Raw genomic sequence first — 25,403 nt, 5'->3', positions numbered from 1 at the left:
GCCGCGTCGCCGGACCACCGTCACCACCGCGATGCCGCCGACCGGCCAGGCCGCGCCGACCAGTCCGGTGCGGCCGGCGCCCCAGCCGTGGGCGTGCCCGGCGAGCGGGACACACAGCTCGACCAGCGGAAGGATCGTGACCGCCAACCCGAAGACGGCTATCAGCGTGGGTGTCACCCCGCGACGGGTGCGTGCGGCCGCGACCGCCTCACGGAGCCGGGACGCCCAGCCGACCGTCGCGCGCTCGACCGATGGCGTCAACGGCGGTCGCACCGCGATCAGCACCAGACCGACCAGGGCGAACGAGACGGCGTCGATCCCGGAGGTGCACGGCAGACCGCCCAGGTCGAGGAGCACCCCACCGAGGACCGGGCCGGTCATCTGTGCGACCTGCGTGAGCAGGGTCATGGTCGCCATCAACCGGGTCAGCTCGTCGTCGCGGGCGAACAGCCGCGGGAACACGCCGGCGGCCGGTCGTCGTACGCCCGCCGCGGCACCGCTGGCGAACGAGACGACCGCCAGCGCCCAGACCGGTGCCGACCACAGGGCGCCGACGGCGAAGGCGCCCATCACCGCCGCCATCGCCAGGTCGCAGCAGACCATCACGGCCCGGACACCGCACCGGTCGGCGACCAGACCGCCCACGAGGATGAGCAGGCACAGCGGAGCCGAGCCGATGGTGAGCACGAGGCTGGCCGCGCCGGGACCGTGACTCGAGGCCGCCCAGGCCAGCGCGAAGAAGGTCATCGTGTCCCCGAGCGCGGAGAGCGCTGCGCTGGCCGCCCACACCGCCGCGTTGCGCCGTGCGGCCGGGGTCACCGCTCGTCCGCTGTGCGGGCGATCGGCATGACGAGCGCGAGGAACCCGGACTGGTACGGCGAGGTCACCCGCACCGGTCGCGTACCCGAGGTGAGCCGAAGCACGATCTCGGGGCCGAGCGCGCACTCGACGGCGCGGATGGTGAGCGCCGCGCCCAGACGCAGCGACATCCCCGGCCCCTCGGTCGGGGCGGGGATCTCCCGGTCGCCGACGCGCACACCGCCGGGCAGGACCGCGAGGTCGAACTCGGCGTGCCGGACCGCCTCGATCGCCGCGACCAGCTCGGCACGCGGCGCGACGACACGGGTGGTGGCCGGCGGCAGGCCGGCGAGCAGCATCCGATGCGCCGGGTAGGCGGTCTCGCGCGCGAGGAGCTCCTCCTCCTCGACCCGGATCCGGGTGGACGCGAGCTCGAGCGTGACCCGGTCGTGGTGGTCGAGGAGCGCGCTCAGCCGGCTCGCGTTCGTCGGTGACAGCACCGCCCGGGCGGCATCGGCGGGCGCGGTGGGCAGGGTCCGGATCGCCATCCAGTACCTGTTGGTGGCCACCACGTCGAGGGCCCCCAGTGACGCGTCGAGGAGGACGCCCGACAGCGGTGAGGTCGGGTCGGTGTCGGTGGCGGCCCGCACCTGGCGGATGGCTGCGGCCAGCTCACCCCCGTCGACGGTGACGGTGCCGGTCTCGCCGGTGTCGCCGGCGAGCAGCTCCTCGATCATCGCGGTGCGACGCGCGGTCAGCTCCTCCTGCTCGGCGAGCACCTGGCGCAGCACCTCGCGCCGCTCCTCGGGGCCGCCGTCGAGCACCATCCGCATCGCCTCGATCGACATGCCGGCATCCCGCATCTGGGTCACCGCTCGGGCGCGGCCGGCGAGCTCGGGGGTGTAGTACCGATACCCGGTGGCGTCGTCGACCTCGGCCGGTCGCAGCAGGCCACACTCGTCGTAGTAGCGCAACGCGCTCGGTGCCAGCCGGACGGCGCGAGCGAAGGCGCCGATCGTCAACAGCGGTTGGTCCATGCCCTCAGCCTGAGGCTTGAAGTGACTCGAAGGTCAAGCCCCGGGTGCGGTCGCGGCATGCTCGGTCGCGGGTCGGGCCGGCCAGACGATCTCCGCCAGCGGGCGGCGTTCGCGGGTCGTCCCGGGGTACGACGCGGCGCCGGCCGCCGGGAGGCCGACCGCCGCCATCGTGGTCACCTCCCAGTGCGGTGGCACGCCGAACTCCCGGTCGGTGCCTTCGACCAGCTGCTGGGACAGGTTGGCCAGCAGCAGGCCGGCCTGCGGAGCCCAGCTCGCCGAGCTGCGGGCGAGGTGCCGCACCAACCGGGCGTGCACCTGGTCGCCACGACGTCCGGCGACGAAGGCCCACGGCTGGGCGTTGCCGGCCGAGGGTGCCCGGCCGGCCGCCCGCAGCAGTGTCTCGACCTGCCGGCCGGTGACCTGGTGGTGCGGATCGAACCGCATCGGGCTGAACCTGGTCGCCGCGAACGAGGTCAGCTCGGCTGGGCGGTCCATGTCCCGGCAACCGCGTGCCGACCCGCGGCATTCCGATCGGGGCCGCCGGTGGCGACGGAGTTCGCCGGCCGGGCTATCCGTCCCGTCGATGTTCGCCATCGGGAAGTCCCCGCTTCCCCTGGGACCCGCTCTTCGGCCACAGTGACTGCTGTCCGCATCTCCCGGAGGTAGCCCGATGTCCGCCGTACGTCCCGTCCGTCGCGCCCGCGCTCAACGACCCCGACCGGGGGCCGTTCCGTGCTCCGTCCGGATGGCGCACGGATGAGACTGGCGACCTTCAGCGGCCCCGATGCGGTCGGACCGCGCACCGGCGTGGTGGCCGGCGACCGCATCCATCCGCTCCCCGAGGGGCTCTCCATGCGCGAGGTCGTCGACCGTGGCCTCGCCGCCGCGGCCGAGCTCGGCCGGACCGCTCTCGCCGCGCCGGGCATCGCGCTCGACGACGTACGACTTCTGGCTCCGCTGGAGCCGGCCTCGGTGCGGGACTTCGTGGCCTTCGAGGCCCACGTGGAGGGGGTACGGCGCAGCATCGACCGCGCCAACGGCGTCCCCGCGGCGTGGTACGACGCCCCGGCGTTCTACTTCACCAACCCGCACGCGATCGTCGGACCCGACGCGGAGGTGGCCTTCCCGCACGAGTGCCGGGACCGCGACTTCGAGCTCGAGGTCGCGGTCGTGGTCAGCGGCGACGGGCGCTCGCTCAGCGTCGCGCAGGCCGAGGAGCACATCTTCGGCTACACGATCATGAACGACTTCTCCGCGCGCGACCTGCAGGGCCGGGAGATGCAGGTCGGGCTGGGTCCCGCCAAGGGCAAGGACTTCGCCACCGGCCTGGGCCCGTTCCTGGTCACCGCCGACGAGGTCGAGTCCCACCGTGACGCCGACGGCCTCCTCGACCTCGGCTGCACGGTGAGCGTCAACGACGTCGAGATCGGTCGCGACCGGCTGACCCACATGGGCTGGAGCTTCGCCGCGATGATCGCCTACGCCTCCCGCGACAGCCTGGTGACCAGCGGCGACGTGCTCGGCTCCGGCACCACCGGCGACGGCTGCCTGGCCGAGTTCTGGGGACGACGCGGTGAGCGGACCCCGCCACCGCTGCAGGTCGGCGACGTGGTCCGGATCGAGGTCGACGTCCTCGGCACCCTGAGCAACACCGTCACCCAGGCCCCTCCCGCGCCGGCGCTCCCGCCGTTCCGCCGCGGCTGACCCCCATCCCCGAGCCAAGGACGACCACGCATGTTCGAGCACTCTCCCGGCCACCAGGTAGGCAACCCCGGTGTGATGCCGGGAGGACGGACGACGCCGGACACGCGCACAGGGCGGGGCCGACGGTGAGTCCGGCCGAGCTGGACCGCACCGACCCCGAGGGTGCCGTCGCGGCGATGGTCGCGAGGGTGTCGAACGTCGGGCGTTGGGGCGAGGACGACGTACGCGGGACGATGAACCTCATCGATGCGGCCAAGCGACGCGAGGCGGCCGGGCTGATCCGGACCGGTGAGTCGTTCTCGCTGGCGCAGTCCTTCGACATGGACGGTCCGCAGCGTGGCTGGCGCCGCCGGACCAATCCGGTGCACACGATGCTCGACACCGGCAGCGATGCCGCGCTGGGCAACCAGGGCTTCCCGCACGGCATCGGTGGCGCGGACGACGTGATCGCGATGCCGCTGCAGTGCTCGACCCAGTGGGACGGGCTGGGCCACATCTTCGACCACGGGCGGGCCTGGAACGGGCGGCCGGCGGAGAGGGTCGTGACCAGCGACGGGGACCTGGTCACCGGCATCGAGAAGGTGGCCGACGTGGTCGTCGGTCGCGGCGTGCTGCTCGACGTCGGGCGAGTGGTCGGCGCGGCGAGCGGTGACGAGGCGGGCGAGCTCCCGGACGGCTATGCGATCACCACCGAGGACCTGGAGCGGACCATCGCCGTCCAGGGAGAGTCGGCGCGGGTGGGGCGCGGCGACATCGTCGTGGTCCGCACCGGGCAGCTCAGCCGGGCGCGACGCGAGGGCTGGGGGGAGTACGCCGGAGGACCGGCCCCGGGCCTGTCGTTCACCACCGCGCCCTGGCTGCACGAGACCGAGATCGCCGCGATCGCCACCGACACCTGGGGCTTCGAGGTCCGGCCGAACGAGTTCGACGTCGCCTTCCAGCCGCTGCACCAGGTCGCCATCCCGAACATGGGGCTCTTCCTCGGCGAGATGTGGGATCCGGACGCGCTCGCCGCCGCGTGCGCGGCCGACGGGGTCTACGACTTCTTCCTCACCGCCGCCCCGCTGCCGATCACCGGTGCCGTCGGGTCGCCGGTCAATCCGATCGCGGTGCGCTGAGCCGGTGCGGGCCGGTGCGGGCCGGGTGTTCGCCTCGGTTGGTGGTGTGCCACGGCCGGGGAGCGGTGGATCCGGCAGGCCGTCGGGACCGTAGGGTCGAGTCATGCCGCTGACCTTGTGCGTGATGTTGTGGCCGCGCCCGGGTCAGGACGAGGCCCTCTCGGCGTACGAGGATGGCGTCCTCGCCCTGCTCGGCGACCACGGCGCCCGGCTCGTCTCGCGGGTGCGCCGCGTCGACGGATCCGCGGGTCCCGTGGAGGTCCAGGTGATCGAGCTTCCCGACGAGGCGGCGCTGGACTCCTATCTGGCCGATCCGCGGCGCACCGCGAACGCCGCGGTCCGTGACGCCGTCATCGATCGCACCGAGATCATGCGGGTCAGATCCGTCGAGACGTCGTAGCCGGACCGCGCGGTGATGGGCGATCAGGGCTCGTCGGTGCGTCGCGTCGGGATCAGCAGTGACAGCACGGCGGCGAGTGCGGTGAAGGCCGTCGCCCACCAGAACGACCGGTCGAAGGCGTCGGCGAGAGCGGCGAGCGAGGACGCGTCACCGGCGGCGTCGGCGAGGATCACCGCCAGCACCGCGACACCGAACGACCCGCCGAGCTGCTGCGCGATCCGGGTGATGGTGCTCGCGTCCGGCATCTCCGCACGCTCCAGGCCGAGGTAGGCGCCGGTCATCAGCGGAATCATGACGGCGCCCAGACCGAACCCGCGGACCAGCAGGACGGCCATCAGCAGGATCGTGCTGGTGTGCGCGGTCGCGAGCGCGAACGGGACCGTGGCGAGGGCCAGCACCGCGAACCCGGCGGCGGCCACCCAGCGTCCGCCGATCGTGTCGGTCAGTCGGCCGGCCAGGGTGCGCGAGGCCAGCGCGCCGATGCCCTGCGGGATCAACAGCAGCCCGGCACCCAGGGCGTCCTCACCCCGGACCTGCTGCCAGTAGAGCGGCAGCAGGAACATGGCGCCGTACAGCACCGCGCCGGTGAGGAAGAGCAGCGCGGCGGACGCGGTGAGTGCGCGGTGCCGGAAGAGGCGTACGTCGATCAGCGCGGCCGTGCCGCGCCGCAGCGCCCGCCACCCGAAGAGCCCGATCAGCGCCAGCCCGGTCAGCAGCGGCACCCGCGCCTGTCCGAACCCACCCCCGCCGGCGGCCCGGGAGAGTCCGTAGATCACGCCGACGACACCGGGCGAGACGAGCAGCAGCCCGACCAGGTCGAGGCGGACCGGCCGGCCGGGCTCGCCCGCCGGGAAGAAGCGGATCGCCAGCATCAGGCCGACCACGCCGAGCGGGACGTTGATCAGGAAGAGCCACTGCCAGGAGAGGTAGTTCAAGATGACCCCGCCCAGCACCGGTCCGAGGATCGGGCCGAGGGCCGCCGGCAGGCTCACCGTCGCCATCAGCCGACCGAGGTTGCGTCCCTGTGCCGCCTGCATGAGCACGGTCGTCATCAGCGGCATCAGTACCCCGCCGCCAAGGCCCTGGACGGCACGGAAGGCGATCAGGCTCTCCGCATTCCAGGCGAGCGCGCACAGCATGGAGCCGAGCATGAAGACGCTCAGCGCGAGCAGCCACAGGCGTTTGCTGCCCAGTCTGCTCTGTGCCCAGCCGGTCAGCGGGATGGTCACGAACATCGCCAGCAGGTAGGCGGTGCTCACCCACTGGATGGTCGGCACCGAGGCGTTCAGCGATTCACCGAGTTGGTGGATCCCGACGCTGACGATGGTGGTGTCCAGGATGACCGCGATGGCGCCGGCGACGACGGCGATCGCCAGCCGCTTGAGCTCGGGGTCGATCGGCGCGACCGACGTCGCTGACGTCTCCGATGTCGCTGGTGCGCCCACGGGGTCTGTCCGCTCGACCACGCCGCCTCCATTAGATACAGGAACGTTTCTTATGGCAGCGTAGCCCGCCGAGATAGGATGCACAAGTGGATCTTAAGAACAGGCGACGCCGCGGCGCCGAGCTCGAGGACGCACTGCTGGACGCGGCCTGGGACGAGCTCGTCGCGCACGGCTACGCCGGCCTGACGATCGACTCGGTCGCCCAGCGCGCGGGCACCAGCCGGCCGGTCATCTACCGGCGCTGGGCGAGCAAGCCGGAGCTGGTTCGTGCGGCGGTCGACCGGATGCTCCGGGCCGATCCGATGACCCCGCCCGACACCGGCAGCCTGCGCGGCGACCTCCTCGCCGTCCTCCGCTTCGCCAATGAGCACCGGGTCGGCGTGATGACGCTGCTCAGCTCGTATCTGGGTGGCTACTTCCAGGAGACCGGCACCACCCCCGCCGACCTGCGTGCCACCATGCTCCGCGATCGGCCCTCGCCGATGGACGCCGTCGTCGACCGGGCGATCGAGCGCGGCGAGGTGGATCCGGTCCGGGCCACCCCGCGGATCCGCAGCCTCGCCTTCGACCTCTGCCGGCACGAGGCGTTGATGACCCTCACCCAGGTCCCCGAGGAGGTCATCGAGGAGATCGTGGACGACATCGTGCTGCCGCTGCTTCGCGGCTGATCGCAGCTGATCACGCTGGATCGAGGCCGGATCGGTGGCCGCTCAGCCCTCCGCGATGCTGAGCCGGGGGGCGTAGAGCACCGCGTCGAACGCGGTCGCCGTCTCGCGGAGGAGATCGACCTCGGCAGGCTCGCGCAGGTCGAGGACGCCGGTGCCGGCTGGTGCCGGGAGCAGGCGCTCGGGGTGATCCTCCAGCCAGTGGCTCAGCGGCGCGTACTCGCCCAGCGGAAAGCGCACGGTCGGATCCCCGTCGCGCCACAGCGCCCCGACGAGCCGCACCGGGCCGAGCTCCCCGGAGCGCAGCCGCGCACCGAGCGAGCCGTGTGCCCGTGGATCGAGGTGTCCGGTCTGCTCGAAGACCAGGATCCGGTCCTCGGGATGCCTGGCCGCGACCTCGGTCAGGGAGGCGAACTGGGCGTCGTCGCGTACGGCGAGGTCGCGGTGGTCCCCACCCGCCGCCTCGTGCTCGCCCCGCCAGCGGCGCAGCCGCTCGGCATGGGCGCGGTCCTCCTCCGGCACCGGCGCGAGGTCGGGCGGGGCGCCGTACATGTCGAGGCCGTAGAAGCGCACCCGTGCCGCGGGTGGCCGGGTGGCGTTGACCGCACGCAGCCATGCCAGCAGCGACCGGTTCGCAGCCAGCGGCCGGCCGGCCCACGACCACACTCCGCAGATCGCGGCCACCGATGGCGTCGCGGCCTGCTCGCCGCGCAGGTAGGCGTCGGTGGCGCGGGAGGCGGCGAAGTTGCTCTCCGCGGCGATCACCCGGATCAGGTCCCGCTCGACCAGCTGCCTGATCACCGCGTCGCGGACCGTCAGGTACTCGGTGCGCAGGTGGATCCCCTCGGACCATCCGAGGATGCGGGAGCGCTCCGCGAGGTCGTTCACCAGTGCGGCGAACGCGCCGTCGGGTCGTGGGGTGGGCACCCGGCCACCTTAGGAGCACCCGCAACCGGGCGCCGACGTCTGGACGAGGGGCGCTCCGGGCGGTTAGGACTGACTCGTGGAGTTCACTCTCGGTGGTCCGGTGATCGAGTGGCGCGGTCCGGCGCCGTACGTCTTCCTCCTCATCGGCGAGGAGGAGAGTGCGGACATCAAGGAGGCGGCCCGCGGCCTGGAGTACTGGGGCCAGGTCGCCGTCGTCGCCCGGATCGGTGCCACCGACTTCACCACCGCCCTGTTCCCCAAGGACGGCAGCTACCTGCTCCCGCTCAAGGCCGCCGTACGGCATGCCGAGGGGATCGAGGTCGGCCAGCAGCTGAGCGCCGAGCTGGATCTCGCCGCACGCTGAACACGCCCCGAGAGGTCAGCGCACGCCGCGGGACCGGCCCGGTCCCACGTGGTCGTCGCCGGTGGGGGCGGCTACCGTGATCCCCGATGGGTACGAGCGAGGACTACTGCGAGCTGTGCGACCTGCCGACGTCACAGTGCGTGCACGGACGACGGCCACCGCCGGTGGCCCCGGCCACGACCGCCCGAGCGCGGTCCGCCAAGCCGTCGACCACCCCGAAGCCGCGCAAGCGGGCGGCTGCGTCCGCCGGGCCGGTGACCCGGTCGGCGCCGCGCAAGTGGACCCGGCCCGAGGAGTTCCGCCCGGCGATCCTCGAGCTGCTCGCCGAGGCCGGCGGCGAGATGGAGAACGAGCAGTTCTTCGTCGAGCTCGAGACGCGGGTGGGCGATCTGCTCCGTCCCGGTGACCGGGAGCGGACGCCGGAGGGCGAGCTGCGCTGGCGGTACGCCGCCCGTCGGGCTCGCCAGGCGATGATCGGAGAAGGGCTGATGACCAAGGGAGGGCCGGGCGTCTGGAAGCTGGGCCGATAGCCCGGGCTCACCCGGGGCCGAGGCATACTCTGGTGTGTCACGTCGTCCCGCGTCATGTCGTCCGCGAAGGTAGGTCCCCGTGATTCGCAATGTGATCGAGCCCGAGCATCTGCTCGTCATCCTGGCCATCGTGGTGCTGGTCTTCGGCGGCAAGAAGCTGCCCGAGCTCGCCCGCGGTGCCGGCCAGAGCGTACGGATCTTCCGCGCCGAGATGCGGGCGGTCGACGCCGACGAGGCCGCGCAGAAGCGCACCGAGGACGCCTGACCCCGGTCCGCTGGTCGCTCGGCCGGCACCCGGTGGCGAGCGATGCCGGGTGCGTCATCCGCCGGTGCACGGTCGAGGATCGGGTGTGCCGTCAGCGCCTGTCCGCTCCGCGAGGCCGTCGGCGGGTGAGCTCGCGGAGCTCCTCGGCGACCTCGTCGAGCGTGTCCGAGAGCCGGGGCGAGCCGGACGCCGCGATCCAACGGGTGAAGGCCGTCTGGAAGACGGTGATCGCGCTCTGCGCCGCGAGCGCCGCCGTCGGCTCGGCTACGCCCCGCTGCTGGAGGGCCTGGTTGATGTAGTCGGCCATCAGGGCGAGCTTGAGCAGCTCGCGTTCCTGCAGGCTCGGTGCGCTGGCGATGATCGCCGCGCGGCGAACCGCATGGTCCCGGATCTGGTCGAGCAGCCCGACGGCCGCGCGAACCCCGGTGAGCGCGGCGGCGAGCGGTGCCGCGTCGGGGTCGGCGCCGGCGATCGCCTCCCGCACCGCCCGCTCCATCGCCTCCGAGCCGTCGAAGAGGACCTCGCGCTTGTCGGTGAAGTGTCGGAAGAAGGTGCGCTCGGTGACGCCGGCCCGTGCGGCGATGTCGCCGGCGGTGGTCTCCTCGAAGCCGCGCTCGGCGAAGAGCTCGGCGGCGGCCTCCGCCATCCGGCCCCGCGCGCCGGGCACCCATCGACCCATGTCCGCAGTCTATTGATGACAGCGACTGGCATCACCGTAGTACAGTCGATGTCAGTCACTGACATGATGACTGATCGGACTGAAAGGGAATCGACATGCGCGTCTTCGTCACCGGTGCCTCCGGCTGGATCGGCTCCGCCGTCACCCACGAGCTGATCGCCCACGATCACAAGGTCGTGGGTCTCGCCCGCTCCGACTCCTCGGCCGCGGCGCTGGCGGCCGCGGGAGCCACCGTCCACCGAGGAGACCTCGAGGACCCCGACTCGCTCGCCGTCGCGGCCGCGACGGCCGACGCGGTGGTCCATCTCGCGTTCAAGCACGACTTCGACGACTTCGCGGCCGCCGGTCGCACCGAGCGCGCCGCCCTCCTGGCCATGCTCGGAGCGTTGGAGGGCACCGGCCGGCCGTTCCTGTTCGCCTCCGGCCTCGCCTCGGGTCAGGGCGGACGGCTGACCGAGGAGCAGGCCTCGCCGTTCGAGGGTCCGGACTCGATGCGCGGCGGCGGTGAGAACCTGGCGCTCTCCTATGCCGAGCGCGGCGTACGCCCGGTGGCCATTCGCTTCGCACCGACGGTGCATGGCGTCGGCGACGGCGGGTTCACCGCCCGGCTGGCGGCGATCGCGGTCGAGCGCGGTGCGGCCGGCTACGTCGGCGAGGGGACGACGAGCTGGGCGGCCGTGCACCGCAGCGATGCCGCGCGCCTGGTGCGCCTGGCCCTCGACCGGGCTCCGGCGGGCTCGCGGATGCATGCCGTGGGTGAGGAGGCGATCGCCTCGCGCGACATCGCCGCCGCGCTCGGTGCCCACCTGGGCCTGCCCGTGGTCTCGGTGGCGCCGGAGGCCGCCGCCGCCCACTTCGGCTGGATCGGACACTTCTTCGGCTCGGAGGCCTCGGCGAGCAACCAGATCACCCGTGAGACCCTCGGCTGGGCGCCCACCGGTCCGACGTTGTTCGAGGACATCGCCGCCGGGGTCTATCCCGGCCGTTGACCCCGCGCCCCGACATCGAGCCCAGGGGTCAGGGGCGCAGCAGCACCTTGCCGCGCCGGCCCGGCTCGAGGCTCTTGGCGGCCGCCGTACGAATCTCGGAGAACGGATAGATCGCGTCGACCGGGAGGGTCAGCGCACCGGTGGCGATCCGCTCGACCAGCTCGGCGAAGAGTGCGCGGCGCTGCTCGGCGCTCATCGCGGCGCTGACCTTGCTCCCCCAGAACCCCTTGACCACCGCCTGCTTGAAGATCACGTCGCCGGAGGAGATCTGCATGGTGGGGGAGTCCATCGCGCCGAAGGCGACGAGAGTGCCGCCGTCGGTGAGCAGGGAGAGCACGTCGCCGCTGGCCCGGCCGCCGACCGAGTCGACCCCGGCCACGATCGGCGCCCCGCCGGTGAGCTCGTCCACCCGGTCCCGCCAGCCGTCGCCGTCGGTGGCGACGACGTGATCGACCCCCTGGTCGGCGAGCTCGCCGATGCCGGCGGCGCGGCGGACGAGTCCGATCACGTTGATCCCGCGCGCGCCGGCGAGTTGGGCGACCATCCGCCCGACGGCACCGTTGGCGGCGTTCTGCACGACCCACTCGCCCGGGCCGGCGCCGAGGAAGTCGACCAGGGTGATCGCGCTGAACGGCATCGACACCAGCTGCGCGGCGGTCTGGTCGGGCAGGTCGTCGGGGACCGGGATCAGGGCACCGGCCTTGGCGAGGAACTGCTCGGCCCACGCGCCGAAGGTGCCACCGGTCGCCACCCGCTGGCCGACCTCGAACCCGCGCACGTCGTCGCCGAGCGCGTCGATGATCCCGACGGCCTCGGTGCCGGCCCGGGCGGGCAGCTCCGGCTTGACACCGTAGGTGCCGCGGACGGTCCACAGGTCGTGGTGATGGATCGCGGCCAGCAGCGTACGGATCCGGACCTGCCCCGGGCCGGGCTCGGGCAGTGGAAGCTCCGTGACCTCGAGCACCTGGCTCGGCTCCCCGAACGCCTCGTGCGTGACTGCCTTCATCGCTGCTCCTCGGCCGATGGTCGGTGTGTCGCCACGCCGCCCGACGGACGACGCTCGCCCCGGAGCCTACGTCGCCCTCATCCGGGCCTGTCCGGATCCCCGCGGCTGGCCCCGGTGACAGGGGGTGTCGCCGGGGCCAGCCGGCTCGACTCGGGAGGACCGGCGCCGAGTCGAGCCCTGGGTCGCCCGGCCGCGCACGTCAGCCTGGGATCTGACGCGCGCGGCCGAGCAGCTCGTGTTTGATCTCCGTCTTGAGGACCTTGCCCAACTTCGAGCGAGGCAGATCGGGCCAGATCTCGACCTGCTTGGGGGCCTTCACACTGCCGATCCGTGCCTTCACGAACCCGATGACCTGGTCGGGATCGACCGCGTCGGCCGACTCGCCGGGACGCAGCTGCAGCACGGCCGTGACGCGTTCGCCCCACTTCTCGTCCGGCAGCCCGACCACCGCGCAGTCCGCGACCGCCGGGTGCGCCATCAGCGCCTGCTCGACCTCGGTGGAATAGACGTTGAAACCCCCGGTGATCACCATGTCCTTGGCTCGATCGACGATGTAGAGGAGGCCGTCGGCGTCCAGGTAGCCGATGTCGCCGGTGTGGTGCCAGCCGTGCGCGCTCGCCTCCGCGTTCGCCGCCGGGTTCTTGAAGTAGCCGCGCATCACCAGCGAGCCGCGCACCACGATCTCGCCGCGCTCGCCCGCACCGACGATCGACCCGTCGCCGTCCATCACCGCGACCGTGACCAGCGGGGAGGGGCGCCCGGCCGACGACAGCCGCCGGGTGGCGATCGATCCGTCGGCGGCGAAGTGCTCGGCCGGGGACAGGGTGGAGATCATCATCGGTGCCTCGGTCTGGCCGAACAGCTGGGCCATCACCGGTCCGATCCGGTCCAGCGCCTCGGCCAGCCGGCGCGACGACATCGGCGCCGCGCCGTACCAGAAGCAGCGCAGCGAGGACAGGTCGGCCCGCGTCAGATCGGGATGGTCCAGCACCATGTAGATCAGCGTCGGCGGCAGGAAGGTGTGGGTGACCCGGTGCCGCCCGATCGCGGCCAGGAACTCGCCGACGTCCGGCCGACGCAGCACCACGATCGACCCGCCGCGACACAGCACCGGGAAGCAGAGCACCCCGGCGGCGTGGGTCAGAGGCGCCAGCGCGAGGTACGTCGGCCGGCTCGGTGCGGCGGGCCACGGATAGCTCATCAGGGTGATGGCGCTCATCGTCTCCAGGTTGGTGCCGGTCAGCATCACGCCCTTGGGCCGGCCGGTGGTGCCGCCGGTGCCGACGATCATCGCCAGGTCGTCGGCCGCGGGCGCGTCGACCACCTCGGTGCCGCCACCGAGGAAGTCCGCCCAGGAGAGGGCCCAGCCCAGGTCGGCGTCCAGGCAGACCAGCGTGCGCAGTCGCGGCAGATCGCCGCGGATCGCCTCGACCAGGGCGGCGAAGGCGGACTGGAAGATCAGCGTCCCGCACTCGAACAGGTCGAGCAGCTCGGCGTTCTCGGCGGCCTCGTTACGTGGGTTGATCGGGCACCAGACCGCCCCGGCTCGACTGGTCCCGAACACGCAGGTGAAGGCCACCGGGTCGTTCGCCGACAGGATCGCCACCTTGTCGCCGGCCGCGACTCCCCGGGCATGCAGCGCCGAGGCGATCCGGCCGGCGAGGTCGCGCACCTCGGCATAGCTCCAGGTGACCTCGTCGCACACCAGGCACGGGGCCTCGTCGCCCAGCGACGCTCCCTTGTCCAGATAGTCGACGAGACGCATCGGCTCAGCCCTCGACGGTCAGCACCGGCTCGCAGACCAGCCCGAAGGCGCGCAGCTGACCGAGCAGCTCGCGATGCCCGAACGCCTTGCAACCCGAGACGAACCCGGCCCGGCGTGGCGGCTGCTGCAGGAGTGCGTAGGCGGCGTAGGCCTGTAACAGCCCGGTCTGCTTGTAGTTCTGGTTGCCGTGGATGACACAGTGCGCCCGTCCCAGCGGTCCGGAGGCGTGCACCGAGTCCAGCGACTTGTTCAGCCGGGCGTTCTCCCGGGGCGGCATCACGTTCATCACCTGCGCCGCGGTCTCGGTCAGCGCCCGGTCCCGGGCGGCGGCGTCCATGTCCTTGGTCGCCTCCAGCGCCGCGGCGACGATCTGTGGCACGCCGCGCATCAGGGCGGCGTTGAAGACGCCGCCCTGGGCCTTGCAGTTGGCCACCCGCGGATCGTTGCGATACCAGACCGGGTGCGAGGTGCCGCCCCACGGCAGGGACTGGGCCAGCTCGTGCTGGCCGGGCACCACCAGCGGCACCAGGCCCTGGTTCGGGTCGAACTCGACGTAGGCGTTCTGCTCCAGGTAGTGCGCCGTCGAGGTCGCGGCGTTGACCAGGATGGTGCGGGTGGAGGCGATGGTCGGTGAGCCGCCCCAGAAGACCGCGATGTCGAGGGTGTCCAGGCCGGGCCTCTCCAGGCAGAGCTCGGCGGCGATCTCCCCGGTGGTGTACATCTGGGCGAGCCCGGGGCACAGCATCAGTCCGGCTGCGGCGAAGTCGGCGCCGTACCGCTCCTGGCAGGTCACCAGCCAGTCCTGCTCGCCGGTGGTGTCGAGGTAGTGCACGCCGGCGGCGAGGCAGGCCTCGACCACCTCGGGTCCGTGGGCGCTGAACGGGCCGACGGTGTTGCAGACCACCGAGGCGCCGGTGAAGAGCTCGGTGAGCGCTGCCACGCTGTGCTCGGTCTCGGCCACCTCGTAGTCGGCCGTCTCGATGCCCGGCACGTGGGAGGCCATCGAGTCCTGCAGCTTGGTGGCATCGCGGCCGGCGGCGAGGAAGGGTACGCCGAACTCGCGGAGGTATTCGCAGATCAGCCGGCCGGTGTAGCCGGAGGCACCGTAGACGACGACGGGCTTGGTCATCTCACATCCCCATCCCACCGTCGACCGGCAGGCCGACCCCGTTGATGAACTGCGCCCGGTCGGAGGCGAGGAAGGCCACCGCCGCGGCCATGTCCTCGACGGTGCCGAGGCGGCCCGACGGGGTCAGGGCGACCACCGCCTGCACGGCCTCCTCGGGCGAGCCGAACAGCCCGAGCCGGGCGACGTCGGCGGCCAGGCCGGCGCCCATCTCGGTCGGCACCAGGCCGGGATAGATCGAGTTCACCCGGACGCCGTACCCCAGCCTGCCGCTCTCGGCGGCCGCCACCCGGGTGAGCCGGTCGATCGCCGACTTGCTGGCCGAGTAGACCGAGATCGCCGGGAAGGCGATGGTCGCGGCGACCGAGGCGACGTTGATCACCACCCCGCCCCCACCCGCGAGGCCGCCCGGCCGCATCGCGCGGAAGGCGTGTTTGAGCCCCAGCGCGGTGCCGAGCACGTTGACCTCGAGCATCCGGCGTACGTCGTTCGGGTCGAGGTCGACGACCAGGCTGGAGATCTCGATCCCGGCGTTGTTGACCACCACGTCGAGCCGGCCGGTGGCCTCCACGGCGCGGGTCAGGGTGGTCTGCCAGGAGACCTCGTCGGTGACGTCGTGGTCGACGAACTCCCCGGCCACCGACTCGGCCACGGCCAGGCCGCGCTCGGCGTTGAGGTCGGCGATCACCACCCGCGCACCGGCGGCGGCGAGCGCGCTGGCCATGCCCTCACCGAGGCCCTGTGCGCCGCCGGTGATGACCGCCGTACGGCCGTCCAGATCGAGGTCGGTCATGTCGGACTCCTCTGTCGACAGGTGGGTGACACGCGCCACATCGGTGACTTGACGAGTGTCCAGACTTCCCCTGACAGTTGTCAAGAAAAATCTGGACACTCGTCAAAACCGTGCCGGACGGGAGTAGTCTCTGGCGTCATGACCACCGTTGCCGAGCGCCGTACGCCGGCCGACAAGCACGAGGAGCGCCGTCGCGCTCTCGGCGAATCGGCATTGCGCACCCTCGGCGAGCTCGGCTATGCGCGGGCGAGCCTGCGCGAGATCGCGAACAACTCCGAGTTCTCCCATGGCGTCGTGCACTACTACTTCCACGACAAGCTCGAGCTGATCGTCTACTGCGTCCGGCAGTACAAGGCCGTCTGCGTGCACCGCTTCGACGGCGTGATCGCGGACTCGACGTCCGCAGCCGAGCTGGTCGAGGGCTTCGCGGACAAGCTGGTCGAGACCATCCGTGAGGAGGCGCCGATGCACCGCCTCTGGTACGACCTGCGCGCACAGAGCCTGTTCGAGGAGTCGCTGCGAGACGCCGTGCTCGGCATCGACAAGACGCTCGAGGAGATGATCTGGCGGGTGGTGACGACGTACGGCGAGCTGTCGGGTCGCCCGCCGGCGATGTCGAGCAACCTCGCCTACGGACTGCTCGACGGGATCTTCCAGCAGGGCCTGCTCGGGCACCTCGGCGGCCGCAGGGAGGCGCTGTCGCAGATGCGCGCCCAGGTGCACGAGATCATGCCGCTGCTGTTGGGCTGAGTCCGGTGATGAAGCCGGTCCCGGCCGGTCCGTGGGCGACGTCCTCAAGCGTTGCCGACAAGCAGCGCGAACTGGCGCCGCCAGGCATAGCTCAACACGGTCACCGAGAACACATCGGTGAGGAGCACGATGCCCGCCTCGACGGTCCCGCTTCCACCGCGGAAGAGGACTCCGTTCGCTAGGCCGTAGAGCAGGTCCATCCTGGCCGACGATCGATGAGCGCGATCAGCGCTAGCAGGCAGGCCAGCCCCAGCCACGCGTCGGCGAGCGGGAACGCGTTCTCGAACTGGTAGTAGGCGTCGGTGGTCCCGCTTGCCAGGACCGGCCGGTCGGTGAACCAGATTGTCCAATAGGCAACGTCGATGAGGATTGCCACCACCAGCATGACTCGGATCGGCCGTCGCATCGGATGATCAAAGCAGGTCCGTCCGTGGCGGCGTCACCGAGGATCGAACGCTGGCCCCCGATTGCCAGGGTCAGCTGGAGGCGTCCGAGCGGCCAGCGTGGCGACCGACGTCGGAGCTCCACCGACTCGGGAGCACTCAGCACGGCGAGTTACGGTAGGTCGGTGGTCAGGGGCGATACCGGGGCGGTCGTCTCGCCGAGTGCCAAGGCGGTGCGCGCGGTGCGTTCGGCGCTGACCGCGCACGGACCGCTCTCTCGGGCCGAGCTGATCGAGCGGACCGGCCTGGCGCGATCCACCGTCGCTCGCACGGTCCAGACCCTGCTGGATCACGGTGAGCTGCGGGAGACCGAGCCGCGCTCGACCGCCGGCCGCGGCCGTCCGCCGGCACTGGTGACCTTCGCTGGAGATGTCGAGATTGTCGGGTTCCTCGGTCTCTCGCACAGCGAGTTGCGAGCGGTGGTCCTGACTCATGAAGGTGAGGTTGTTGCCGAGCGTCGTACGCCGTTCGACTCGCTGAGCCGTGAGTCCGACCCGATCAGCGTCGGTGCCGGACTACTCGACGAGGCCGTCGCGGATCTAGGGGGCGGATACGCGGCCGAAGTGTCGGCAATCGCGTTCGGGATGCCTGGTGCCTATGTCCCCGGGATCGGCCTGACTGGGGCGAGCGAATTGGAGGAGCAGGTCGCCACGATCGTGGGGACCGGCGGCCTGCCGGATTGGATGCGCGGAGATCCCGCCGTCACGTTGCGGGAGCGTTTCGGCGTGCCCGCGGTGGCCGAGAACGACGCAAACCTGATGGCGTTGGGTGAGGTCCACTTCGGCGCTGGCGCCGGTGCGAGCGGAGTGTTGGTGGTCAAACTCGTCGACGGTGTTGGCGCGGGCCTGGTGATCAACGGCCGCCTCTTCCGCGGTGCGGCGGGCATGGCCGGGGAGATCGCGCATGTGAGCGTGGCGGAGGACGGCCCACCGTGTCTGTGTGGCCGAAGGGGATGTCTGGCTGCGGTCCTGGCGACGACAGCGCTCACGGCACCAGGAACTCTGCGGGACGCCCCGGCGCGTCTCGGTGACGTCTTCGCTCGCGCCGCCTTCGGCGACTCCAACGTGCTCGCCGACCTGCTCACCTCGGTGCGTTACCTGGGCCGGGTGATCGGTGATCTCTGTGTCTGGCTCAACCCGGACGCCATCGTTCTGGCGGGCCTCGACGAAGTCGTCGGCGCTCGGGTGATCGCGTCCTTGGCGGGTGAGATCGAGGCCCGCGCCGGTCGCCTGGTGGGTGAGTCGACCACGCTGGCGCTGGGGGCTCTGGGACCCGACGCCGACGTGATGGGCGGCTTCGTGCTCCTCCGTGGGCTGCTTGCCAGCCGGGCCTGACGAGGAGTCGATCAGGTTCGTCTGGTGGTCCCGTCAGGTGGGCCATTCGTGCAATTAAGCCCATCCGAGTCATAAAAAGTCTTTGAATGGAATTTTTTCTGACTCATTGACGCATGATTCACGTCACTCTAGAGTCGGCGTACACCGCTGGCCCGTGATCTGTCGGAGCGCGTTGCTCGGGCACCGGGGTCTCGCCATGGCCGCTGTCGTGCTGCCCGCACGGCGGCTCGGCCATGCGCTGCGACGTCTCGTGGCCCAGCGGTGGGTCCGTGTGCTTGCCCGCCCTTCGAGGGCTCACGAAAGGTTGTCTAGATGTCAACACGTCCCAGGCTCGTCGCCTGTGCCGCTGCCACAGTCGCTGTGGCCACGGTGCTCGGCATGGTCGCCTCGACAGGCGGCCCAGCGGTCGCTTCACCCGGTGTGGCCGCTTCTGCGGTGGAGGGAGCGCAGTCGAGTGCAAGTGTCTCGTCGGTCACCAGCGACGCCAAGGTTGACGCCCTGCTCGCCAAGATGTCGCTGGATGAGAAGCTCACGTTGCTGACCGGGCAGTCGGTCTCGAGCGTGGGCGGCGATGAGAACCAGAGCCAGGCCGGCTACCTGCCCGGCATTCCGCGGCTCGGTATCCCGTCATTGACGCTTGCCGACGGCCCCCCGGGTGTGGTGACGAAGGAGAACTCGACCGGACATGTCTCCGAGATGGGCCAGGCAGCGACGTTCGACACCGATCAGATCGAGGCCGACGGCACCGTGGTCGGCAAGGACGCAGACGCGCTCGGGCAGGATGTCGTACTCGAGCCGTTCATCAACATGGACCGCGACACCTCCGGTGACCGTACCTGGAACACTTACGGTGAGGATCCTTACCTGACCGGGCAGATGGGTGCCGCGGCCATCAAGGGCATCCAGAGCACCGGCACCATGGCACAGGCCAAGCACTACATCGCCTACGACGGAGGCAATAACGTCGAGGTCGACGAGCAGACCCTGCACGAGGTCTACCTCGCGCCGTTCGCCGATGCCTCCGATGCCGGTGTCTCCTCCATGATGTGCGCGTACGGCGCCGTCAACGTCGGGCAGAACACCGACAAGAAGTACAGTTCGTGCGGTAACTCCGAGATGCTGACCACCGTGTTGCGCGACCAGGTCGGCTTCACCGGTTTCGTCACCTCCGACTGGGGCGGCACCCACGCCACCACCGACATCAACACCGGGCTGGACATGGAGATGCCGGGCGGCAGCTACTTCTCCAAGACCAACCTGAAGGCAGCGATCGCCGACGGCGAGGTCACCATGGCCACCGTCAACCAAGCGGTCGGCCGGATCCTCTTCACCTATGACCGATTCGGGCTGCTCGACCACGCCCCGAAGCACAACGTGACCGGCGAGGACCGGGTCTACGACAACAAGGTCATTCAGCAGACCGCGAGTGAGTCGGCGACCCTGTTGAAGAACGACGACGTGCTACCGCTGAACGACGACGGCAACGTCGCCCTGATCGGACCGGGGGCCGGTCAGACCATCGCAACCTATGGCACCGGTGAGAAGTCCGGTGGCATTGCCGAGGAGCAGACCGGCACCTATCAGGTTCTGAAGCAGAAGATCGGTGCGACCGCCGACCTGACCTACGCGGTCGGCGACGACCTGACCGGCAAGACCATCCCGGCCTCGGCACTCTCGCACCAGGATGACAACGGGAACACCGTGGCCGGGCTTGCGCGGACCACGAGCGGTCTCGACGGCACCCAGGTTGACGATCAGGTCTGGGACACCGTCGCGCGTGACAACGCCCTTCCGGCCGGCAGCACCTCTACCTGGACCGGGACGCTGACCGTCCCTGAGGACGGCACCTACTGGATCAACGTCGGCATCCTGGGCAGTGCCAGTGCCAGTCTGAAGATCGACGACCAGTCGTTCGGCGGCAGCGGAAGCGCGCGCTACGGCACACTGCATGCCAACGAAGGCAACGGCCCGGCGCCCACGACCGACAACCTCGCCAACTTCCGCTACCAGGTCACTCTGACCGCGGGCGAGCACGACCTGACGTTGTCGAACACCGTCGATGAGTCCGACGACCCGGTGCAGATGCGACTCTCCTGGGTGACTCCATCGCAGCAGCAGACCAATCACGACGCTGCGGTCGATGCGGCGGCCAGTGCCCAGACGGCAGTCGTCTTCGCCTATACGACTCAGGAGGGCAACCTGGAGGACGCACTCCCGGAGAGCCAGGACCAGCTCATCGAGGATGTCGCGGCGGTCAACCCCAACACTGTGGTCGTGCTGAACAACAACCAGCCGATCGCGATGTCGTGGCTCGATGATGTCGCCGGCGTGTTGGACATGTGGTTCCCAGGTGACCGTGGTGGGTACGCCACGGCTGACGTGCTCCTCGGGAATGTCAATCCAGGCGGCCGGCTGCCGGTCACTTGGGCCAAGTCCATCGACCAAGAGGTGTCCCACGACCCGGACCATCCTGAGCGGTCCTCCGCGGGCGTCGGTGAGTCCTGCCCGTCCGGCAGCGGCACCATCCTTGCGCCGTGGACGTGTCCGGTGACGACCTACTCCGAGGGAGTCAACATCGGGTACCGACACTTCGCCGCGGAGGGCGAGACCCCGCTCTACTCCTTCGGCTACGGCCTCTCCTACACCACCTTCTCCTACCGCGGTTTGAAGGTCGCCAAGACGGAGGACGGTGGCCTCGACGTCTCATTCGCGGTCAAGAACACCGGCAAGGTCGCGGGCGATGTCACGCCACAGGTCTACCTCGGCGCGCCCGATGGAGACAACGGTGACGCCCAGTTCGCCCCGACCGCGTTGGCGGCGTTCAAGCGCATCACCCTGAAGGCGGGCGAACAGCAGCAGACCAGGATCCATGTGCGGCCCCGACAATTGCAGTACTGGTCGAGCGAGAACGACGCCTGGACGAAGGCGTTGGGAACTCGCAGCGTGAGCGTCAACAGCGACGCCAGTACAGCGGAACTCACCGCCAAGGTGACGGTCAACAAGGGCAACCTGGTCGCCACCACCGCACCGAAGGTGACCGGTGCGCATCGGGTGGGGCAGACGCTCCACGCCAGTTCGGGGGCCTGGGACCAGGCCAGTGTCAAGATCAGCTACCAGTGGCTCCGCAACGGCACCACGATCAAGGGCGCGACCAAGGCGACCTACCGGCAGACCGTCACCGACTTCGGTGCCGCACTCAGCGTCCGGATCATCGCCACCAAGAGCGGGTACGACAACGGGACCGTCACCACCAAGGGCGTCCGGGTGAAGGCGGCGACGACCCACGTGACTCTCAGGGGTGAGCGCCGGGCCAAGGCGGGTCAGCAGATCGCAGTCAAGGTCAGCGTCACCGCGACCGGCGCCACACCGACGGGAGCGGTCACACTACGCGACGGGAAGCAGAGCGTGATGGCAACCCTGAAGCACGGCAAGGCCACGGTCCACCTGAGGCTCATCGGCGTCGGCAACCACCGGATCATCGGCAGCTACAAGCCGGGCGCCGGCTTCGCGGCGAGCAGGACGACCGAGTTGGTGCGCGTGGCTCGGTAGGGGAGGTGGTGAGGGTCGGCATCGACGTACTTGGTCCGACCCTCACCACCACGTTGCCCGACCACTGCAGCTCGATCTGAGTCTGTCGACCACCGGTCGTCTGGGGCAGCGGAAGGGTCCGGGCCGCGACTCGGGGACGTTTGCGCCGACTCGGCGATCCTCAGCGTGACAAATGCGCCGACTCGGCGAGTGAGTGGACGGTGTGGGTCAGGCGATGCCGTAGGTCTTGATGTTGGCGAACTGATCCATCCCGGAGCGGCCCAGCTCGCGTCCCACGCCGGAGCGCTTGGTGCCGCCGAACGGGATCTCGAGCGGGGCGCCGAGATAGCGGTTGATGCCGACGCCACCGGTGTCGAGCCGCTCCGCCACCGCGCGGGCCTCGTCGGGATCGCCGTACACCGTGCCGCCCAGGCCGTAGACCGAGCCGTTGGCCAGTTCGACCGCGGCGTCGGCGTCCGGCACCCGGTAGATCATCGCCAGCGGACCGAAGGCCTCCTCGGTGTAGACCCGCATCTGCGGCGTGATGTCGGTGATGGCCGCCGGCGTGAAGAACGCCCCCGGACCGTCGACGCGCCCACCGGGCACCAGCACGGTGGCGCCCTTGTCGAGGGCGTCCTGGTACTGCGCCTGCAGGTGGTCGGCGGCGGTGGCGCTGGACAGCGGTCCGACGGTGGTGGCCGGGTCGAACGGGTCACCCACCACCTGGTTGCCGAACACCTCGGTGAAGGCCGCGATGAACTCGTCGGCCACCGAGTCGACCACGATCATCCGCTTGGGCGAGATGCACACCTGTCCGCCGATCGCCAGCCGGCAGGCGGACGCGACGCCGGCGGCCTTGGCGACGTCGGCGGAGTCGAGCACGACGAAGGCGTCCGAGCCGCCGAGCTCCAGGACCACCGGCTTGATGTGCCGGCCCGCCTGCTCGCCGACCGCTGACCCGGCCCGGTCCGATCCGGTGAGGGTCACGGCCCGGATGCGCGGATCGGCGATGTAGGTCGAGACCTGGTCGGTGGAGACCAGCGCGGTCTGGTAGACGCCCTCGGGGAAGCCGGCGTCGGTGAACAGGCTGTCGAAGAAGAGCGTCGATCCGGCGGAGATCTCCGACGGCTTGAGCAGCACGGTGTTGCCGAGCATCAGGTTCGGCGCGGTCGCACGCATCGCCTGGTACATCGGGCCGTTCCACGGCTCGATGCCGAGGACGACGCCGACCGGCTCCCGCCGGGTGATCGCCCGGCTGAAGCCCGGCACCGAGACCTCCTCGTCGGCGAGCAGCTCCTCGCCGTACTCGGCGTAGTAGCGGAACATCCCGGAGGCCATCGTGACCTCGCCACGGGACTGGGCGAGTGGCTTGCCCATCTCGGTGGTGGTCAGCCGGGCGAGCTCGTCGGCGTTGGCGTCGATCAGGTCGGCGAGCGCCTTGAAGAGCATCACCCGCTCGGCGACCGGCGTGGCCCGCCAGCTGCGGTAGGCGGCGTCCGCGCGGGTCAGCATCGCCTCGGCCTCCTCGTCGGTGGCCCGCGGGAACTCGCGGAGCACCTCGCCGGTGGCGGGATTGGTGGTGCGGTACTGCCGGGACGCGACGTCGACGTCGGGGTGGGTGACTGGTTGTTCGATGGTGGTCATCGGTGACCTCCTGGTCGAGGGGATGGCGGCGTCGGTGTCGGCGTCGTCGATGGCACTGGGTGCCATCGACAGTACACCGCAGCTGGTGCCGGTCACCTCGCCCAGCGCGCGGGACCACCGCGCGCAGGCATCGTGGCTAGGCGGAGTGCGAGAGCCGGATCGCCGCCGGATCGATCACCAGCTCCGGATTGGCCATCGCGCCGAGCAGGCGTCCGTCGGCGCAGATCGGCGGGCCGTCGATCAGGTCGCTGACCAGGCAGGTGACGTTGTCCCGGCCACCGGCGGCGAGCGCGGCGGCGACCAGGGACTCGGCGGCCTCGTCGGGGTCGGGGGTGGCCAGCCGGGTGGCGATCTCGGACTCCTCGACGAAGTCGCTGAGCCCATCGCTGCACAACAGCAGCCGATCGCCGACCCGGAGCTCGGTGGTCCACAGGTCCGGCGGCTGCTCCTGGTCGGCGTTGACCGACTTGACCACCACCGACCGGTACGGGTTGGTGCGGGCCTCGTCCGGTGTCAGCCGGCCCTGGTCGATCATCAACTGCACGAGGGTGTGGTCGCGGGTCAGCCGGATGAGCGCCCCGTCGCGCAGCAGGTAGCCGCGGGAGTCGCCGATGTGCACCATCGTCACCCGGCCGTGGCGGGCGAGCCCTGCCACCAACGTGGTCGCCATGCCGTGGCGCTCGGGCTCTCGCCGTACGCCGTCCTGGAGCTGGTGCTGCGCCAACCGCACCGCCTCGGCGAGCAGCGGGACCGGATCGGCCTCCGGGGAGGCCGCTGTGAGCGCGCTGACCAGGTAGGCGGTGGTGGCCGCCGCGACCTCGCCGGCGGCCGCACCGCCGACCCCGTCGGCGACGAGCTGGAGGTAGGGTCCGGCGAAGCCGGCGTCCTCGTTGTGACTGCGCACCAGACCGACATCGGATCGCGCGCCATAGCTGAATCGCAGCATCGTCGGGCACCTCCTCTCAGAATTCCAGCGTAGCCGCGCGCGTCATGGCGGTCGCTAGGAGGAGCCTGTGAAACCGATCCGGACGGGCAGGCGGCCGCCTGCCCCCGGCGGAGGCCTGGATGGCCGCGGATCAGCGCCGGCGCGCCTCGATCGCCAGCAGCCAGACCAGATAGAGGCCGCCGATGGTCACCGTCACCGCGCCGACCGGGAGGATCACGTTCGGTACGGCGTGCTGGGCCACGACGTCGGCGGCGAGCAGCAGCAGCGCCCCCATCAGCCCGGCCAGCGGCAGCGAGAGCGGCGCACCCCGGCCGGCCAGGCGTCGGGCGAGGTGCGGCGCGGCGAGGGCGACGAACGAGATCGGGCCGGCACTGGCGCTGACCAGCACCACGCACACCACCCCGAGGGTGAGCAGTCCGAGTCGCGCTCGCTCCACCCGGATGCCGAGGCCGGCGGCGAGGTCATCGCCCAGTTCGAGCTGGCGCAGGGTGCGTTGGGCCGGCAGGACCAGCAGCGCCACACCGGCAAGGACGGCGGCCGCCAGCCGGAGTGCCGACCAGTCGACGAGCGCCAGCGTGCCGGCACCCCAGACCGCGGCCTCCATCGCCAGATCGACGTCCACCTTGGTGGCGAACCAGGTGTTGATGCTGGTCAGGAAGGCGTTGACGGCGATCCCGACGATGATGAACCGGAAGCCGCTCACCCCACCTCGCGCGGCCAGCAGGTAGATCCCGGCAGCGGTCAGCAGGCCGCCGGCCAGCGCGCCACCGGAGATCGCGGCGGCACCGGTGCCGCCGACCCAGAGCACCGTCACCACGCCGGTGAACGAGCCGGTGGTCAGGCCGATCACGTCCGGGCTGCCGAGCGGGTTGCCGGTGATGCCCTGGAAGACGGCACCGCCGACCCCGAGGGCGGCACCGAACAGCACCGCGGCGCAGACCCGGGGCGCCCGCCAGTCCAGCAGGACCATCCGCATCGGCCCGTCGTCGTGGCCGGTCAGCACCGCGACCACCTCGCTCGGCGAGACCCGGATGTCGCCGAGCATCAGCGCCACCCCGGCCAGCGCCACGATGGCGACGAGCAGCAGCACGCCGACCAGCGCCGAGCGCGGGTGCCGCCGCGACCGCCGGCGTACGGCGGCCGGCGT

General features: G+C 71.0%; 26 protein-coding genes. 11 read left to right on the top strand and 15 right to left on the bottom strand.

From position 1 onward, the window contains the following. From QM638_RS18065 to QM638_RS18055, 3 genes are all read right to left on the bottom strand, one after another. Nucleotides 1–819: MFS transporter (locus QM638_RS18065; RefSeq protein ID WP_415144187.1), on the bottom strand; the 819-nt coding region annotated here is incomplete at its 3' end. Beyond that, on the bottom strand, nt 816–1,835 hold the full coding sequence (locus QM638_RS18060) for a MerR family transcriptional regulator (RefSeq protein ID WP_415144185.1): 1,020 nt from the start codon (nt 1,833–1,835) through the stop codon (nt 816–818). The genes QM638_RS18065 and QM638_RS18060, both read right to left, overlap by 4 nt. Nucleotides 1,836–1,868: 33 nt before the next feature. Then, on the bottom strand, nt 1,869–2,330 hold the full coding sequence (locus tag QM638_RS18055; protein WP_415144183.1) for a nitroreductase family protein: 462 nt from the start codon (nt 2,328–2,330) through the stop codon (nt 1,869–1,871). A 261-nt stretch (nt 2,331–2,591) separates the two neighbouring features. Between QM638_RS18055 and QM638_RS18050 the strand changes: the two genes are divergently transcribed. The 3 genes from QM638_RS18050 (at nt 2,592) to QM638_RS18040 (ending at nt 5,057) form a co-directional block, all read left to right on the top strand. After that, nucleotides 2,592–3,539, top strand: coding sequence for a fumarylacetoacetate hydrolase family protein (locus tag QM638_RS18050; RefSeq protein ID WP_415144181.1), 948 nt, complete (start codon nt 2,592–2,594; stop codon nt 3,537–3,539). Between the two features lie 125 nt (nt 3,540–3,664). Then, nucleotides 3,665–4,657: a cyclase family protein gene (locus tag QM638_RS18045; protein ID WP_415144179.1), complete on the top strand. Its 993-nt coding sequence runs from the start codon at nt 3,665–3,667 to the stop codon at nt 4,655–4,657. 103 nt (nt 4,658–4,760) lie between these two features. Next, nucleotides 4,761–5,057, top strand: a complete 297-nt coding sequence (locus tag QM638_RS18040; RefSeq protein WP_415144177.1) for a hypothetical protein — start codon at nt 4,761–4,763, stop codon at nt 5,055–5,057. A 23-nt stretch (nt 5,058–5,080) separates the two neighbouring features. On the opposite strand, the gene QM638_RS18035 is transcribed toward QM638_RS18040, so the two are convergent. Beyond that, nucleotides 5,081–6,502 carry an MDR family MFS transporter gene (locus tag QM638_RS18035; RefSeq protein ID WP_415144175.1) on the bottom strand — a complete coding sequence of 474 codons (1,422 nt, stop codon included), beginning with the start codon at nt 6,500–6,502 and terminating at the stop codon, nt 5,081–5,083. Between the two features lie 86 nt (nt 6,503–6,588). Here QM638_RS18035 and QM638_RS18030 point away from each other — a divergent pair, with 86 nt between their 5' ends. After that, nucleotides 6,589–7,170 carry a TetR/AcrR family transcriptional regulator gene (locus tag QM638_RS18030; protein WP_415144173.1) on the top strand — a complete coding sequence of 194 codons (582 nt, stop codon included), beginning with the start codon at nt 6,589–6,591 and terminating at the stop codon, nt 7,168–7,170. Nucleotides 7,171–7,212: 42 nt separating this feature from the next. Here the strand turns inward: QM638_RS18030 and QM638_RS18025 are convergent, their stop codons facing one another. Continuing rightward, nucleotides 7,213–8,094, bottom strand: coding sequence for an erythromycin esterase family protein (locus QM638_RS18025; protein WP_415144171.1), 882 nt, complete (start codon nt 8,092–8,094; stop codon nt 7,213–7,215). A 76-nt stretch (nt 8,095–8,170) separates the two neighbouring features. On the opposite strand from QM638_RS18025, the gene QM638_RS18020 reads away from it, so the two are divergent. From QM638_RS18020 to tatA, 3 genes are all read left to right on the top strand, one after another. Then, a complete protein-coding gene (locus tag QM638_RS18020) occupies nt 8,171–8,458 on the top strand; it encodes a DUF1905 domain-containing protein (RefSeq protein WP_415144169.1) in 288 nt (95 codons plus the stop codon). Between the two features lie 86 nt (nt 8,459–8,544). Beyond that, nucleotides 8,545–8,988: a hypothetical protein gene (locus QM638_RS18015; RefSeq protein WP_415144168.1), complete on the top strand. Its 444-nt coding sequence runs from the start codon at nt 8,545–8,547 to the stop codon at nt 8,986–8,988. Between the two features lie 79 nt (nt 8,989–9,067). Further along, the gene (gene tatA / locus QM638_RS18010; protein ID WP_415144166.1) at nt 9,068–9,253 is read left to right on the top strand and encodes a twin-arginine translocase TatA/TatE family subunit; all 186 of its coding nucleotides are present in this window, start codon (nt 9,068–9,070) and stop codon (nt 9,251–9,253) included. Nucleotides 9,254–9,344: 91 nt separating this feature from the next. On the opposite strand, the gene QM638_RS18005 is transcribed toward tatA, so the two are convergent. Continuing rightward, nucleotides 9,345–9,932 carry a TetR family transcriptional regulator gene (locus tag QM638_RS18005; protein ID WP_415144164.1) on the bottom strand — a complete coding sequence of 196 codons (588 nt, stop codon included), beginning with the start codon at nt 9,930–9,932 and terminating at the stop codon, nt 9,345–9,347. A 95-nt stretch (nt 9,933–10,027) separates the two neighbouring features. Here QM638_RS18005 and QM638_RS18000 point away from each other — a divergent pair, with 95 nt between their 5' ends. Further along, complete coding sequence (locus tag QM638_RS18000) at nt 10,028–10,921, top strand: NAD-dependent epimerase/dehydratase family protein (protein WP_415144162.1); 894 nt, start codon at nt 10,028–10,030, stop codon at nt 10,919–10,921. Between the two features lie 28 nt (nt 10,922–10,949). Here QM638_RS18000 and QM638_RS17995 read toward each other — a convergent pair whose 3' ends face one another. The 4 genes from QM638_RS17995 to QM638_RS17980 all read right to left on the bottom strand — a co-directional run bounded on the left by QM638_RS17995 (nt 10,950) and on the right by QM638_RS17980 (nt 15,611). Then, on the bottom strand, nt 10,950–11,927 hold the full coding sequence (locus QM638_RS17995; RefSeq protein ID WP_415144160.1) for a zinc-binding dehydrogenase: 978 nt from the start codon (nt 11,925–11,927) through the stop codon (nt 10,950–10,952). Between the two features lie 199 nt (nt 11,928–12,126). Beyond that, complete coding sequence (locus QM638_RS17990; protein ID WP_415144158.1) at nt 12,127–13,692, bottom strand: acyl-CoA synthetase; 1,566 nt, start codon at nt 13,690–13,692, stop codon at nt 12,127–12,129. Between the two features lie 4 nt (nt 13,693–13,696). Then, nucleotides 13,697–14,821: a DUF5938 domain-containing protein gene (locus QM638_RS17985; RefSeq protein WP_415144156.1), complete on the bottom strand. Its 1,125-nt coding sequence runs from the start codon at nt 14,819–14,821 to the stop codon at nt 13,697–13,699. Between the two features lies 1 nt (nt 14,822). Further along, nucleotides 14,823–15,611 carry an SDR family NAD(P)-dependent oxidoreductase gene (locus QM638_RS17980; protein ID WP_415144154.1) on the bottom strand — a complete coding sequence of 263 codons (789 nt, stop codon included), beginning with the start codon at nt 15,609–15,611 and terminating at the stop codon, nt 14,823–14,825. A gap of 138 nt (nt 15,612–15,749) precedes the next feature. On the opposite strand from QM638_RS17980, the gene QM638_RS17975 reads away from it, so the two are divergent. Next, the gene (locus QM638_RS17975; RefSeq protein WP_415144152.1) at nt 15,750–16,361 is read left to right on the top strand and encodes a TetR/AcrR family transcriptional regulator; all 612 of its coding nucleotides are present in this window, start codon (nt 15,750–15,752) and stop codon (nt 16,359–16,361) included. A 44-nt stretch (nt 16,362–16,405) separates the two neighbouring features. Here the strand turns inward: QM638_RS17975 and QM638_RS17970 are convergent, their stop codons facing one another. Next, entirely contained in the window at nt 16,406–16,561 is a 156-nt protein-coding gene (locus QM638_RS17970; RefSeq protein WP_415144150.1) for a hypothetical protein, read from the bottom strand. Continuing rightward, complete coding sequence (locus tag QM638_RS17965) at nt 16,540–16,767, bottom strand: hypothetical protein (protein ID WP_415144148.1); 228 nt, start codon at nt 16,765–16,767, stop codon at nt 16,540–16,542. Before QM638_RS17965 ends, QM638_RS17970 begins: the two co-directional genes overlap by 22 nt. Nucleotides 16,768–16,929: 162 nt before the next feature. On the opposite strand from QM638_RS17965, the gene QM638_RS17960 reads away from it, so the two are divergent. Beyond that, nucleotides 16,930–18,138 carry an ROK family protein gene (locus tag QM638_RS17960; RefSeq protein WP_415144146.1) on the top strand — a complete coding sequence of 403 codons (1,209 nt, stop codon included), beginning with the start codon at nt 16,930–16,932 and terminating at the stop codon, nt 18,136–18,138. Nucleotides 18,139–18,573: 435 nt separating this feature from the next. Beyond that, nucleotides 18,574–21,687 (top strand): glycoside hydrolase family 3 C-terminal domain-containing protein, encoded by a 3,114-nt coding sequence (locus tag QM638_RS17955; RefSeq protein WP_415144144.1) that lies wholly within the window; start codon nt 18,574–18,576, stop codon nt 21,685–21,687. Nucleotides 21,688–21,894: 207 nt separating this feature from the next. Here QM638_RS17955 and QM638_RS17950 read toward each other — a convergent pair whose 3' ends face one another. From QM638_RS17950 to QM638_RS17940, 3 genes are all read right to left on the bottom strand, one after another. Next, nucleotides 21,895–23,376 (bottom strand): NAD-dependent succinate-semialdehyde dehydrogenase, encoded by a 1,482-nt coding sequence (locus QM638_RS17950; RefSeq protein ID WP_415144142.1) that lies wholly within the window; start codon nt 23,374–23,376, stop codon nt 21,895–21,897. Between the two features lie 70 nt (nt 23,377–23,446). Then, nucleotides 23,447–24,256 (bottom strand): PP2C family protein-serine/threonine phosphatase, encoded by an 810-nt coding sequence (locus QM638_RS17945; RefSeq protein ID WP_415144140.1) that lies wholly within the window; start codon nt 24,254–24,256, stop codon nt 23,447–23,449. 130 nt (nt 24,257–24,386) lie between these two features. Then, nucleotides 24,387–25,403: FecCD family ABC transporter permease (locus QM638_RS17940; RefSeq protein WP_415144138.1), on the bottom strand; the 1,017-nt coding region annotated here is incomplete at its 5' end.

It is taken from the genome of Nocardioides sp., assembly GCF_047606145.1.
Lineage (GTDB): Bacteria > Actinomycetota > Actinomycetes > Propionibacteriales > Nocardioidaceae > Nocardioides.
Note: the sequence above shows the minus strand (reverse complement) of the source record. Positions and strands in the feature narration are given on the sequence as shown.

Excerpts from the sequence above, each read along its gene's own strand:
- QM638_RS18060 (WP_415144185.1), bottom strand. The coding sequence starts at position 1,835 with ATGGACCAACCGCTGTTGACGATCGGCGCCTTCGCTCGCGCCGTCCGG.
- QM638_RS18055 (WP_415144183.1), bottom strand. The coding sequence starts at position 2,330 with ATGGACCGCCCAGCCGAGCTGACCTCGTTCGCGGCGACCAGGTTCAGC.
- QM638_RS18050 (WP_415144181.1), top strand. The coding sequence starts at position 2,592 with ATGAGACTGGCGACCTTCAGCGGCCCCGATGCGGTCGGACCGCGCACC.
- QM638_RS18040 (WP_415144177.1), top strand. The coding sequence starts at position 4,761 with ATGCCGCTGACCTTGTGCGTGATGTTGTGGCCGCGCCCGGGTCAGGAC.
- QM638_RS18015 (WP_415144168.1), top strand. The coding sequence starts at position 8,545 with ATGGGTACGAGCGAGGACTACTGCGAGCTGTGCGACCTGCCGACGTCA.
- QM638_RS18005 (WP_415144164.1), bottom strand. The coding sequence starts at position 9,932 with ATGGGTCGATGGGTGCCCGGCGCGCGGGGCCGGATGGCGGAGGCCGCC.
- QM638_RS18000 (WP_415144162.1), top strand. The coding sequence starts at position 10,028 with ATGCGCGTCTTCGTCACCGGTGCCTCCGGCTGGATCGGCTCCGCCGTC.
- QM638_RS17995 (WP_415144160.1), bottom strand. The coding sequence starts at position 11,927 with ATGAAGGCAGTCACGCACGAGGCGTTCGGGGAGCCGAGCCAGGTGCTC.
- QM638_RS17990 (WP_415144158.1), bottom strand. The coding sequence starts at position 13,692 with ATGCGTCTCGTCGACTATCTGGACAAGGGAGCGTCGCTGGGCGACGAG.
- QM638_RS17985 (WP_415144156.1), bottom strand. The coding sequence starts at position 14,821 with ATGACCAAGCCCGTCGTCGTCTACGGTGCCTCCGGCTACACCGGCCGG.
- QM638_RS17980 (WP_415144154.1), bottom strand. The coding sequence starts at position 15,611 with ATGACCGACCTCGATCTGGACGGCCGTACGGCGGTCATCACCGGCGGC.
- QM638_RS17975 (WP_415144152.1), top strand. The coding sequence starts at position 15,750 with ATGACCACCGTTGCCGAGCGCCGTACGCCGGCCGACAAGCACGAGGAG.
- QM638_RS17970 (WP_415144150.1), bottom strand. The coding sequence starts at position 16,561 with ATGGACCTGCTCTACGGCCTAGCGAACGGAGTCCTCTTCCGCGGTGGA.
- QM638_RS17965 (WP_415144148.1), bottom strand. The coding sequence starts at position 16,767 with ATGCGACGGCCGATCCGAGTCATGCTGGTGGTGGCAATCCTCATCGAC.
- QM638_RS17950 (WP_415144142.1), bottom strand. The coding sequence starts at position 23,376 with ATGGCACCCAGTGCCATCGACGACGCCGACACCGACGCCGCCATCCCC.
- QM638_RS17945 (WP_415144140.1), bottom strand. The coding sequence starts at position 24,256 with ATGCTGCGATTCAGCTATGGCGCGCGATCCGATGTCGGTCTGGTGCGC.